Source organism: Arthrobacter sp. P1_B11 (assembly GCF_056406715.1).
In genome coordinates this window covers 55487-66803 of sequence record NZ_JBFTZQ010000025.1, presented here as the reverse complement: position 1 = coordinate 66803, position 11317 = coordinate 55487, and the positions used below count along the sequence as shown (strand labels likewise).

General features: G+C 67.0%; 13 protein-coding genes. 1 reads left to right on the top strand and 12 read right to left on the bottom strand.

The window, feature by feature from the left end:
- Positions 1-151: 151 nt before the first annotated feature.
- The 3 genes from AC1D14_RS17605 to AC1D14_RS17595 are packed head-to-tail and all read right to left on the bottom strand — an operon-like array spanning position 152 to position 3183.
- On the bottom strand, positions 152-910 hold the full coding sequence (locus AC1D14_RS17605; RefSeq protein WP_230118761.1) for an ABC transporter ATP-binding protein: 759 nt from the start codon (positions 908-910) through the stop codon (positions 152-154).
- A complete protein-coding gene (locus AC1D14_RS17600) occupies positions 903-2042 on the bottom strand; it encodes a FecCD family ABC transporter permease (RefSeq protein WP_230118762.1) in 1140 nt (379 codons plus the stop codon). Before AC1D14_RS17600 ends, AC1D14_RS17605 begins: the two co-directional genes overlap by 8 nt.
- Entirely contained in the window at positions 2032-3183 is a 1152-nt protein-coding gene (locus AC1D14_RS17595) for an ABC transporter substrate-binding protein (RefSeq protein ID WP_230118763.1), read from the bottom strand. The genes AC1D14_RS17600 and AC1D14_RS17595 overlap by 11 nt, the downstream gene beginning before the upstream one ends.
- Before the next feature lie 184 nt (positions 3184-3367).
- On the opposite strand from AC1D14_RS17595, the gene AC1D14_RS17590 reads away from it, so the two are divergent.
- Complete coding sequence (locus tag AC1D14_RS17590) at positions 3368-4141, top strand: DUF6390 family protein (protein WP_230118764.1); 774 nt, start codon at positions 3368-3370, stop codon at positions 4139-4141.
- Between the two features lie 113 nt (positions 4142-4254).
- Here AC1D14_RS17590 and AC1D14_RS17585 read toward each other — a convergent pair whose 3' ends face one another.
- The 9 genes from AC1D14_RS17585 to AC1D14_RS17545 are packed head-to-tail and all read right to left on the bottom strand — an operon-like array spanning position 4255 to position 11311.
- Positions 4255-4593, bottom strand: coding sequence for a hypothetical protein (locus tag AC1D14_RS17585; RefSeq protein ID WP_230118765.1), 339 nt, complete (start codon positions 4591-4593; stop codon positions 4255-4257).
- 58 nt (positions 4594-4651) lie between these two features.
- The gene (locus AC1D14_RS17580; protein ID WP_230118766.1) at positions 4652-4909 is read right to left on the bottom strand and encodes a HypC/HybG/HupF family hydrogenase formation chaperone; all 258 of its coding nucleotides are present in this window, start codon (positions 4907-4909) and stop codon (positions 4652-4654) included.
- Between the two features lie 13 nt (positions 4910-4922).
- Positions 4923-5516, bottom strand: a complete 594-nt coding sequence (locus AC1D14_RS17575) for a hydrogenase maturation protease (RefSeq protein ID WP_230118767.1) — start codon at positions 5514-5516, stop codon at positions 4923-4925.
- A complete protein-coding gene (locus AC1D14_RS17570; RefSeq protein WP_476875113.1) occupies positions 5513-5632 on the bottom strand; it encodes a DUF6893 family small protein in 120 nt (39 codons plus the stop codon). The genes AC1D14_RS17575 and AC1D14_RS17570 overlap by 4 nt, the downstream gene beginning before the upstream one ends.
- Positions 5629-7125 carry a hypothetical protein gene (locus AC1D14_RS17565; protein ID WP_230118768.1) on the bottom strand — a complete coding sequence of 499 codons (1497 nt, stop codon included), beginning with the start codon at positions 7123-7125 and terminating at the stop codon, positions 5629-5631. Before AC1D14_RS17565 ends, AC1D14_RS17570 begins: the two co-directional genes overlap by 4 nt.
- The gene (locus AC1D14_RS17560) at positions 7122-7835 is read right to left on the bottom strand and encodes a DUF6084 family protein (RefSeq protein WP_230118769.1); all 714 of its coding nucleotides are present in this window, start codon (positions 7833-7835) and stop codon (positions 7122-7124) included. The genes AC1D14_RS17565 and AC1D14_RS17560 overlap by 4 nt, the downstream gene beginning before the upstream one ends.
- Positions 7832-8515: a DUF5947 family protein gene (locus AC1D14_RS17555; RefSeq protein ID WP_230118770.1), complete on the bottom strand. Its 684-nt coding sequence runs from the start codon at positions 8513-8515 to the stop codon at positions 7832-7834. Before AC1D14_RS17555 ends, AC1D14_RS17560 begins: the two co-directional genes overlap by 4 nt.
- A gap of 1 nt (position 8516) precedes the next feature.
- A complete protein-coding gene (locus AC1D14_RS17550) occupies positions 8517-9509 on the bottom strand; it encodes a NifU family protein (protein WP_476881472.1) in 993 nt (330 codons plus the stop codon).
- Between the two features lie 5 nt (positions 9510-9514).
- Entirely contained in the window at positions 9515-11311 is a 1797-nt protein-coding gene (locus tag AC1D14_RS17545; protein ID WP_230118772.1) for a nickel-dependent hydrogenase large subunit, read from the bottom strand.
- Positions 11312-11317: the final 6 nt, after the last annotated feature.

The window sequence follows — 11317 nt, the reverse complement described above, 5'->3', positions numbered from 1 at the left end:
GGTGAGAGAGCGTTTGGGTTTTTGGTGCGGTAGGTGAGAGAGCGTTTGGGTTTTTGGTGCGGTAGGTGAGAGAGCGTTTGGGTTTTTGGTGCGGTAGGTGAGAGAGCGTTTGGGTTTTTGGTGCGGTAGGTGAGAGAGCGTCGTGGCGGGGTCAGGGGTGGTCGCCGTATGCCGGGCCGTAGTGCACCACGATGGTCCGGCGGCGCGTGTCATCGTCGGCATAGGTGACTGTGCTCAGCGGCACGCCGTAGAGGTCGGATAGCGCCGAGTCCGTGAGCAGCTCCGAAGCCTGACCAGTCCGGGCGCCGCTGCGGCCCAGGAGGACCACGCGGTCTGCGAGCTGCAGGGCATGGTCGGGGTGGTGGGTGCTGAGCAGCAGGGCCATTCCGCCGGCCATCAGTTCGCGCAGGAGGGTCAGGACCCGGACCTGATTTTTCAGGTCAAGGCCCGTAGCGGGCTCGTCCAGCACCAGGACGGGGGAGCCGGATGCGATCGCCCGCGCGATGAGAATCAGCTGTTGCTCGCCGCCGCTTAGGGTGGGGAACAACCGGTCCCGCAGGTCGCCGGCGCCCACGCGTTCCATCGCCTCCGCGGCAGCTGCCCGGTCCGCAGACCCCGGTGTCCGGAAGACACTTACATGCCTCGCCCGTCCCATCAGAACCATGTCCAGCGCGCGGTAGGCGAAGGCGCTGCCGTGGGCCTGCGGCACGTATCCGGCGCTTTCGGTGCGGCGGACCGTTCCCTCTGCCGGTGCGAGCAGCCCGGCGGCACAGCGCACCAGGGTGGTCTTGCCGCTGCCGTTGGGTCCGAGCACTGCGGTGGCCGTGCCGGCCGGCACCCGGAAACTGACGTTCCGAAACAGCCACTCCTTCGCCGTGTAGCCGAAGCCCACCCGCTCCAGTTCAAGCACTGTCCCAGATCCTTTCCCGGTTCCGGCGCAGAAGCAGGAAGAAGGCGGGCGCGCCAATCAGGGCGGTGAGCACTCCCAGCGGAATCTCGCCGGCAGTCGCGGTCCGGGCAAGTGTGTCGACCAGGACGATGTAGGCCCCGCCCAGCAGGAAGGACACGGGCAGCAGTACCCTGTGGTCCGGTCCCACCCACATCCGGGCAAGGTGCGGAACCACCAGGCCCACCCAGCTCACTGCACCGCTGACAGCAACCGCCCCGGCCACGATCAGCGCTACCGCGACCAGCACAACCCAGCGCAGCGGACCGGGCTGTACCCCCAGGGCGGCGGCGTCGTCGTCGCCCAGTGAAAGCACGTTGATGCGCCAGCGCAATAGCAGGAGTATCGCGGCGCCACCCAGGACGGGGACCAGCGCCACCAGGACCTTCGTGAACGTGGCTGTGGCAACGCTGCCAAGCAGCCAGAAGACGATGGCCGGCAGGGTGGTGTTGGGGTCCGCGATGTAGGTGACCAAAGCGACCAGGGCGGAGAAGAACGACCCCGTGACCACCCCGCCGAGCACGATCATCAGCATCGGGGTTCCTGCCCGGCCCGAGGTGATCAGGAACAGCGTGGCGAGGGCAACCAGGCCAAAAACGAAGGAACCGGCGACCAGCAGGAACGTGCCCAGGCCGAGCAGCAAAGCCAGGGAACCGCCGAAGGACGCGCCGGCGGAAACCCCGATGATTTCCGGGCTGACCAGCGGATTGCGGAAGATGGCCTGCAGGGCCGCGCCCCCGATCGCCAGGCCGCCGCCCACCAGCAGGGCGAGCAGGATCCGCGGCATCCGCACGAGCAGAACGACATTCTGCTCCGTGCCGCTTGCCTCGGTGGGGAACGGAACGAGCTGGGCACCGAGGATCTGGACGACATGCCCCACCGGCACGCTGTACCGGCCGGCTGCCAGTGCCAGCAGTCCTGCGGCTGCCAGGAAAACGGCGGTAAGCGCGATGGGCCCGAAGATGGCAGGTTCGCGGCGCCGGTCGAGGGGACCCCGCCCCGATGCCTTCCGGTCAGCCCGCAGGCGGCGGCTGTTCAGGCCCCTGCGGTTCAGGCCCCTGCGGTTAAGGCGCGGAGTCCTCGCTTCATCCAGCATTGAACTGTTGGTAGTGGGCGGACCCGCCGTTTGCCTCAGTCCAGAGAATCTTATCCAGCTCCTTTGCCGTCAGCTCATGGTTGTAGAGGAACCGGAAGTATTCGGTGGCTTTGCCACGCAGCCCCGACTGCTGCCGAGGGAAGGCGATGTCGGCCAGCCAATGCCACATCAGCGGCGACTCCTGGCCGGGCGGGTCCCAGCGGTAGCCGCCGAGCGGCACCTTGTACACACGGCGGGTGCGCACCGCAGAAACGTCCTTCCACACGGGATCGGAGTAGATGTCCTGGGGCATGGCCGCATCGAAGTTGCCCAGCAGGATCACCTCGGGGTCCCAGCGCAGGACCTGCTCGACGTCGAGACCCACCATGCCGGACCCCGGCAGGGGATCGTTGCCGGTGGCTGGGTTGGTTGCCCCCACGAGCTTGATGTAGAAGTCGTTGTAGCTGTTGGCTGCAGCAACCTTCAGGCCGCCGGTGAAGCGGTTGAAGTAGAGAACGCTGGGGCCCTTGGTGCCGCGGCCGGCTGCCAGAGATTTGATCTCCGCCAGTTCCTGGTCGCTGCGGGCCTTGATTTCGGTGGCGCGTTCCGGTTTGCCGAGCATCGCGGCGAACAAGGTCACCCAGGCGTCCACGTCCTCCTGCCTGCCCGTGTTTTTCAGGCCGATCACCTGCAGGCCGGCCTTCTCCAGCGGTTCGATGAGTTGTTCATCCGACCACTGGATGACGACGTCGGGGTTCAGGGCGCGCACGCTCTCAACGTTCGCTGTGAAGTCCTGGGTGGCGATTTCATGCGGCAGGTCCAGGGTGCGGGGAAACATGGTGCCCATGATGCCGTCGCGCATCGCCACCCAAGACACATTGTGCATGGCGGCGAGATGGTCGGCGCTTCGGTCCACGGCCACGAGCAGCGATGCGGAGGGCATGGGGATGGTCACCACGCGGGTGACGGGCTGGGCGAACGTGAGGGTCTTGCCGCGCTGGTCGGTGACGCTGATGTTTTCCGCGCCGGCTTGGGTGCCGCTGCCGGAAGGGGACGACGGCGGTGCGGAGCCGGATGCGCCGCATCCCGCCAGAAGGGCTGCTGAACCTCCCGCCACAAACACCTGAAGGGCCGTGCGTCGGTTCAGATCGGCGACTCCCATGTCTGACCCCCTGAGCTCGGTTCTTCACAGCATCCGCTCGAACCGCATGGCTGTCAACGCTGCCCATCGCAGGCTTCCCATTCGCCGCTTGCCGGGTTGCGGGCTGTCCGGTACTTGCCTGCCACTTGTCGGTGACAGGGGCCGGTGTTACTTTCAGAGGACCCTTGCAGAAGGTGGCCAGCTGATGGTTATCGACGGTGCCCAATTGTTTGTCCGCTATGCCTACCCGCCGAATTCGCGCGGCAGCTGCGGGCCCCCGGACAGTGACGCACTCCTTCACTACGGCCAGTCTGGCGTGACCGACGAGGGCCTGCGCGAATTGGCCAAGGGCTTCGCGGGGGCGTGGCCTTACCTGGAATTGATCGCCGGCTCCCATGGCATACCGGACCCGCTGGACGCCCGCGTCGTCGAGGCGTATTGGGTGGGCAACAGCCTGCTGGACTCCGTGGGCATCACCAACATCGGCAACTCCATGGAAGACCGCTTCCGTGCACGCACGGGCAGGCAGTTCCCGCACCTTGTGGAAGGCGTTCTGGCCGGCGGAGTACCGCACCACAGTTTCCATGTCTTCGAGATCTACCCGTGGTTGGGTCTGCTCCGCGATGACCGCCGGTACGCCACAGCGTTGCACGTGCTGGACCGGTGCCGGATCCGGTGGGGTGAGGTGCTGGCTGTCACCGGCGACGACGCAGTAGTGCGTACCTGGCCGCTGTCATGGGATGGAACGACGCTGGATGTGGGCGGCCCGGAGGTGGAGTCGGCCAAGTATGCCGTAAACGGCACCGGCTTCGTGGCGGGCCTCGCGGCAGGGGACGTGGTGTCACTCCACTGGGATTGGGTGTGCGACCGCCTCAGCCCGCATCAGCTGCAGCAGTTGAAGTACTTCACAGCCCGCCACCTCAAGATTGCGAACAGCGGCGTGGAGCACCGTGGCGCAGCAATAGCGCTGGAGCGGTAGAACTGCCTCAGCGTTGCGGATAGCACTGCGCCCGGCGTACAGCGCCCTGCGGCGGCAACCGGACGTAGGCATGGTCCGGACGTAGACATGGTCCTGGCGGCAGATGCCGAAAGCTATGGTGAGTGCGGCGCCGCGCCGTCCGTATCTTCTGGAGGCTTCACGCCGGTGGAACCGCGCGGAGACGACGTGCCGGTGGGACGCTCAGCCGGAGATTCGTCGGTGCCCGTGTGTTCGCGCCCGGCCTCCGTGCCCTCCTGTTTGAGCACGTCCTCACCCCGACGGGTGGTGCTCTCGCCGACACCTCGCGGTGGGGGAGCCGCGTCCTCGGGGGTTTCATCAGAGCCGGGGTGTGCCGGCTCCCTTAGCGGCGGTTCGCTGCCGAACGCGCGCGCCGTGCCCGGGGCTGTCCCTTCGGCCGGCTCGGTCGGAGTGGGTTCATCCGTGGGTGACATCTTGCTCTCCTCGCTGTATTTGTGTTCGTCAGCCGCCTCCGGCTGCCCTGACCGGTTTCTAGGGGGTATCACCTTCGGGTTCTCTGGGGCGACCCATCAGTTCCAGGCCGGTCATTGCCCGTTCGGCGCCTGCGTCGTCGACCCGCTCCAGGGCGAAACCCATGTGGATGAGAACCCAGCTGCCCGGCGCCAGCGGGCCGTCGTCGAGAAGTCCGATATTGATTTTCCGCCGCACACCGGCCACATCAACGAGGGCGAGCTGACCGCCGTAGCCCTCCACGAGCTCAATGACCTGGCCTGGTATTCCGAGACACATGACCGCTACCGCCTTAGGTTCTGATGGAAGAGTGCCGGACACTGTGCCGGGCAACGAGCGAGCCGACGGCTTCCACTGCCCGCGGAACGGCGGCCGCAACCGTGGCGGAGAGGCCGAGGCCTTCTGTCACGTCCGCGGGAACGCAGCCCACCACATAAGTGAGGGGCAGCTCTCCGCCGAGGGACCGGAGGCGGCCAAGGACGGCTACCGGGTCCATGCCATGCGGGTCGAGGGAAGCGGCGCCGTCCAGATCCTCGCTACGTACATGCAGAACCCGGATGCTTCCCGGGGCTGACTCCGAAGGCGGTTCGCGTGCCGCTGACGGGTCCGGGTCCGCTGGTCCCGCTGCGTGCAGGTGCCCGTCAGGCGGCACCGCATCCACGAGCACCAAAACGTCCACGCCGCCCAGCAGGTCGTAGGCCAGATGCATGCCCCGAATGCCGTAGTCGACCACCGTTACGCCCGGCATCGGCAGGGCTGCCTCCGCGGCCAGCCTCCGTGCGACCTCCGGACCGAACCCGTCGTCACGCAGGAAGATGTTGCCCACTCCGGCCACGAGGACACGGACCGCGGGGGAGGTGGTGGGGGGCTGGATGCCGGACGTCACATCCGGCGCACCTTCATGTAGCGCTGGATGTCCGGGACGGAGCGAAGCCCCACGTAAACAGCGCCGAGGGCTACCGCCGCGAGAACCCAAACGGTGGCCATTCCTACAATTCTCATCGCGGGCCTTCCTTTCCATCCTGATCCTGAAACCGGGGACTTGTTCCGGGCGGCATGGGTTCCAACGGTTCAAGTTCTTCCGGCGCGTAGTAGAAGGACCTGCCGTAACCCTCATGGAGGTCCGCAGCCGGGTCCTGCTCGAGCACCAAGCCAACGTGGGTGCTGCCATCGACGTCGAAGTGGACGCTCGTGACGCGCCCCGTTTGCCCGGCAAAAAACAGATCCTGGGCGTCCGCCCGCCGGGTGGGATTCACCCTGACCCGGCTGCCGCGCGACACCGGGACCCCGTTGATCAGGACCGCGTCTTTGTCCGGCTGGACACTGGCGTCCGCCTCGGGGTCCCACCACGGTCTATCACCGGCGGTCTCATCGCCGGGTGTGGCGTAAAGCGGCGGCCCGTCCGACGGCGGACGGCCCTCCGGCGCAGGGCCCGGGTCACCCAGCGCACGGGGATTACGCAGGATGCCATGCAGTTGCTGCAGTTCCTCGGCGGACATCGCTTCGCAGCGGTCGATGATCGCCGCCGCACGCGGATCCGTGGCACGGGCTTCCGCTTTTTCCTCCTCCGTCAGGGTCAGCACCCGCAGCGTGAGGATCTCGTCGATCTCGGTGGAGTCATACAGTGCCACCGAACTTTCCGGCGCTACCGCAGGATGGTCGTAGAGAATGATGGGGGAAACAAGAAGTACGTCCGTCTGGCCTTCCGGACCGGCCAGCACAGGCCAGCAGCGGTGCTGGGAGCACTCCGAGGCGGCATCCTGTGCGTCCTGGGGCGGCTCGAGCAGGGAGAGGAAATCCCCGTCCCTCAGGTCCAACAGCAGGTGGGTACCGATGAACGATGCGGCGATGGCGCTGTGACTGTTGCCCCGCCCGCGGACGTCCGATGCTGCGAAGTCCGTGGCCGTGTTCGCCGCCGACACCCGAAGCCGCACCAGCCGGCCGGTGACGGCGGTGGTTTCAAGCCTGACTTCACCCCGGAGTGCCCGGCGGCGGCGTACCAGCCGTCCGGCGGACTGCCCCGTCGGCCTTCCCCTGCCGTCGGTAAGTTCCTCGATGTCCTGGCCTGCCGGGACCTCCACCGGCACGATCAGCGGTGAGTCGGCCCCCGTCAGCTGCGAGAGCGGAAAGGGCCCCAGGGTTATGTCCTGTTCCACTGCCTCATCCCAGCTGATCCAGTGAGCGGTACCGATGGTGAGCTCATCCACCGGACTGAACCCGCCGCCGTCGTCCGCTTTTTCCGCGGTGCGCGTCTGAAGCTGCAGGAAGCGCAGATGCACTTCCACCTCGGCCTGCGGCCCGCGGCTCAGCAGGCAGTCGGCGTACATGCCGGGTTCTTCCCCGGCACCCGAGTCCGCCGCACCCGGCGGGCCGAGGATGCCAAACTGCCAGCGCGCCTGGTTCTTCTGCGACGAGGCGCGGTAGGGGTACAACAGGTAACCCTCGTAAAGGACGGCATCCGCCACCGCCCTGGCAAGGCTCAGACTCATGTTCATGGGACCAGGCTTCCTGCCACACCGTCTCCGGCCGCGCCGTCGCCCGGCACCCGGGCGGCCGCGCCGTCGCCCGGCACCCGGGCGGCTGCAGTAGCCAGCAGGCTTTCGACGGCGGCATCCCACGATGTGAGGCCGCGTGCGGACTTGTACTGCGCCAGGGCGGCCAGCACGTCCCGGTCCAGCCGGACCCAGCCGGCATTCGGGAAATACTGGTCCATCAGCCGGCGCCAGGCATCCACAGGCAGCCGGTAGGAAGCCTCGCGGTCCCAGGGCACTTGTTCTACGCCGAACCCCGTCTGCCCCTTGGTGAAGACGGTGCCGGAGAACAGCAGCTCCAGCGGAATTTCGCCCTCGCGGAGGGCATGCAGGTACTTGGCCGCGGCAACGTCGAAGTCAAAGGTGCAGGGCAGCGGCAGGTCGAATTCGGTGCTCCCCGTGAAGCCCTGCACCATGGTGCTGCATTGCATCCAGAGGAAGGACTTGAGGGTTGTGGGCCACCGGCCGCGGCCGCCGAAAAGGTCGAGCAGCCCTTGCTCTTCTTCGTCCGCGTACCCGCGGCGCTGCGGGAGAATGCGGACCTGGCACCGCAGGGCGATGGCGTGCACGGCGGCCCCGGTGACCTCGGTCAGCCGCAGCCGGGCTGTAAGTTGTGGTGCCGCCGCGTACGGCTCGGGCCGGATATCAACGACGGCGAACATCAGCTCGGTCACGGGAGGCCTCCGGGCACGGGTTTGCTGCGGCTGCTGATCCGGCTGAAGAACGCGGCGAGCTGGTCGCGGGCCTCCTGGCCGCCGTCGAAACCCCGCCAGCGGCGGCGGAGCTGGCCGACCAGTTCGTAGCACGCATCGACGGGGACAAGGTGGCAGTCTGCCTGCGGTTGCGTGGGCCCGGGACCGCGGATCAGGAGGGCTTCGGTGTCCGGGGCGGCCAGGGACAGCGCGGGATTGCGCGCGAGCACGGCGTCCCAGGCGTCCAACGGCAGCTCCGATTCGGTGGCCCCGGCGGGCCCGGGGTAGAAGGCGACGGTCCGGTCAAGCCTGGAGCTGCGGAAGAAGAAGGCCAGGCCCACCGGAATTTCCAGTTCATCCCACTGTCCCGGGCCCAGCTCGAAGTCGGGAAAGGAGAAGTATCTGTCCGGTACCGAGCGGTAGCGGAGGTGGGCGTTGCTGTCGGTGAAGAGGAGATAGCAGGGGCGGCAGGTGCACATCATGGCGTGGCTCTCGAGGTCCACCACGTGCTGGTGCACGTCCGCGATGGGCTCACCGCACATCTCGCAGCGTTCACCGGGCGGGCCTGCAGGACGGCTGGCGGAGATCCTGCGGAGCAGGGCCACCGGCAGGCCGCCCGAACTGCCGGCGCCGACAGGCCGGGTCAGCCGCCCGGTCCCCATCTCAGCCGCCCTGCCCGGAGGCGACGGGTTCGGCGGCGACCTGCCCGGAGGTGGCGGGTCCGGAAGTGGCCGGTACGGCGACGGACATCACGCCGCCCCGGACCAGCAGGGGCAACGGCTCCAGGTGCAGGTTCCTGTCCTCGAGGCACGCACCGGCCTGCCTGACATCGAAATGGCCGCGGCAGGTCGGGCAGCGCAGCAAACCTCCGCCAACTGGCGCCGCGAGGGCACGCTGCAGCGCCGCTCCCGCCATCGAACCGGTGCAGCGCGGGCAATAGTCGCGGTAGGCGTACACGTCCTGGCCGGTCCGGCAGGCCAGCACCGGGTAGCCGCCGACCAGGAAGCCCGCAACGTCGCCGGGTTCCAGCCCGGCGATCTCGGGGACAGGTTCCCAGGAACCGCCGGGAAGGTCCCGCCAGCCATGCCCGGCTGTTGCCTCCGCGGGATGGTTCATCCGCACCAGCAGCGCATCCACCGGGATCAACGCAGGCGTGGCAGCCTGCTTCTCCTGCTCGACGACCTCGATGGCCGTCACCTCCGGCGCGGCGGATTCAATCGCCTCCTCGACGGCGAACTTGAGCGTGACGGACGACGACGGGCAGCCCTGGCAGGTGCCGAGCAGCTTCAGCCGCACCACGCCCTCCGGGCTGATATCCATCAGTTCGACGTCACCGCCATGGGACCCAAGATACGGCCGGACGCTGTCCAGCGCCGCGGCTACACGGGCTTCCATGGACTGCGGATGCAGCCCGTGGATCACCAGCAGGCTGGACACGAGGTCGTCGGATGTCAGCGCCGCGAGGGTGCCGTCGTCGAGTTTTCCGCGTTCGTCGAGGATTTCCAGCATCCGTTCCAGACCCGAGCCGTACAGGTCCGTCACCTCGCGGACCAGGTCCTCGGCGCGCTCGCGGGCAACTGCGCCGCCGGCGCCGAGGGCGTCGAGGAGGGTGCCGATCCGGTCGCCCGTCTGCCGCGGCCGGTCCCCGCCGTGCATGGCCGTTACTCGCCGGTCAGGGTCTGGGTGGGTGAGTGCATCGTCTCAAGTGTTTGGCCGTTGCCCAGATACATGTGGACGCCGCAGGGGAGGCACGGGTCAAAGCTGCGGACGGTGCGCATGATGTCGATGCCTTTGAAGTGTTCCCGGTCGTTCTCCTCGAAGATCGGCTGACCCTGCACGGCATCCTCGTATGGGCCGGCCACGCCCGCCGAGTCTGTGGGGCTGGCGTTCCACGGCGTGGGCGGGTAGGGATGGTAGTTGGCGATCTTGCCGTCGCGGATCACCATGTGGTGCGACAGGACGCCGCGCACAGCCTCGGTGAAGCCGCAGCTGATTGCTTCGTCCGGGACCTCGAAGGTTTCCCAGGTCTTGGTGTGGCCGGCGCGGATTTCCTCCAGTGCCTTTTCCGCGAAGTGCAGCGCGGCTGCGGCGGCATACGCCTGGAAGTAGGTGCGGGCCCGGTTGCGCTCCAGCGTGTTGCTCCACTGCGGGATGTTCCACTCGAAGGAAACAGGACCCTTCAGCGCGGTCTTGGGCAGGTTGATCTGGACGCTCGTGCCGGTGGACTTGATGTAGCCGATGTCCACCAGCCCGGCCAGCGCCGTTGCCCAGAGGCGCGCCAGCGGCCCGCCGCCGGTGTCCAGCGCCAGGTTGTTCTGGCCGTCAAACCAGCGCGGGGACATGACCCAGCTGTACTTTTCCGCGAGGTCCCGCTTCTGCGGCCGCGGATTGGTGTGCTGGTTCCAGGGATGCCGCCGGTCCACCGGGTTGCCCAGTGGATCGTGGGTCACGAACATCTCCTGGTCTTCCCAGTCCTCGTAGTAGGAGGAGCCAAGCATGATCCGGATGCCCAGGTTGATCCGCACCAGGTCCGTGGTGACCAGGTTGCCGTCCACCACGACGCCCGGGGTGACGAACATCTTCCGGCCCCATTCGGTCATGTCCTTGTACTCGAAATTGCAGTAGTCGGGGTCCTGGAGCGAGCCCCAGCAGCCCAGCAGCGTGCGCCGCAGCCCCACCTGTTCGTACCCCGGCAGCGCCTCGTAGAAGAAGTCGAAAAGGTCGTCATGCATGGGGACGACTTTCTTCATGAACTCCACGTACCGCATGAGCCGCGTGATGTAGTCCGTCATCAGCTGGATGGTGGCAACTGTACCCACGCCGCCCGGGTAGAGCGTGGAAGGGTGCACGTGGCGCCCCTCCATGAGGCAGAACATTTCGCGGGTTGCCCGGCTGACCTGCAGCGCCTCCCGGTAGAACTCGCCGGTGAAGGGGTTCAGCGAGCGCATGATGTCGGCGATGGTCCGGTAGCCGTGCTCGCCCTCGTGCGGTGCCCGGGTGTTTTCCGCCTTGGCCAGGACGCCGGGGTTGGTCTCGGACACCATCTTTTCGCAGTAGTCCACGCCCACCAGGTTTTCCTGGAAGATGTTGTGGTCGAACATGTACTCAGCCGCTTCGCCCAGGTTCACTATCCACTCACCCAGGTTTGGCGGCTTCACCCCGTACGCCATGTTCTGCGCATAGCAGGAACAGGTGGCGTGGTTGTCCCCGCAAATTCCGCAGATGCGGCTGGTGATGAAATGGGCGTCCCGGGGGTCCTTGCCCTTCATGAAGATGGAGTAGCCCCGGAAGATCGAGGACGTGCTCTTGCACTCCACCACCTGGTTGTTCGCGAAATCGATCTTGGTGTAGATGCCGAGGCTGCCGACGATCCTCGTGATCGGGTCCCAGGCCATCTCCACCAGGTTGTTGTTGTTGTCCGCGCCGCTCCGGGAAGGCATTGGAATCGTGGAGGTCATTTTTCT

Bases quoted from the DNA above. Each gene is read 5' to 3' on its own strand.
- AC1D14_RS17600 (WP_230118762.1), bottom strand. From the start codon at position 2,042: ATGCTGGATGAAGCGAGGACTCCGCGCCTTAACCGCAGGGGCCTGAAC.
- AC1D14_RS17595 (WP_230118763.1), bottom strand. From the start codon at position 3,183: ATGGGAGTCGCCGATCTGAACCGACGCACGGCCCTTCAGGTGTTTGTG.
- AC1D14_RS17590 (WP_230118764.1), top strand. From the start codon at position 3,368: ATGGTTATCGACGGTGCCCAATTGTTTGTCCGCTATGCCTACCCGCCG.
- AC1D14_RS17585 (WP_230118765.1), bottom strand. From the start codon at position 4,593: ATGTCACCCACGGATGAACCCACTCCGACCGAGCCGGCCGAAGGGACA.
- AC1D14_RS17580 (WP_230118766.1), bottom strand. From the start codon at position 4,909: ATGTGTCTCGGAATACCAGGCCAGGTCATTGAGCTCGTGGAGGGCTAC.
- AC1D14_RS17570 (WP_476875113.1), bottom strand. From the start codon at position 5,632: ATGAGAATTGTAGGAATGGCCACCGTTTGGGTTCTCGCGGCGGTAGCC.
- AC1D14_RS17565 (WP_230118768.1), bottom strand. From the start codon at position 7,125: ATGAACATGAGTCTGAGCCTTGCCAGGGCGGTGGCGGATGCCGTCCTT.
- AC1D14_RS17555 (WP_230118770.1), bottom strand. From the start codon at position 8,515: ATGGGGACCGGGCGGCTGACCCGGCCTGTCGGCGCCGGCAGTTCGGGC.
- AC1D14_RS17550 (WP_476881472.1), bottom strand. From the start codon at position 9,509: ATGCACGGCGGGGACCGGCCGCGGCAGACGGGCGACCGGATCGGCACC.
- AC1D14_RS17545 (WP_230118772.1), bottom strand. From the start codon at position 11,311: ATGACCTCCACGATTCCAATGCCTTCCCGGAGCGGCGCGGACAACAAC.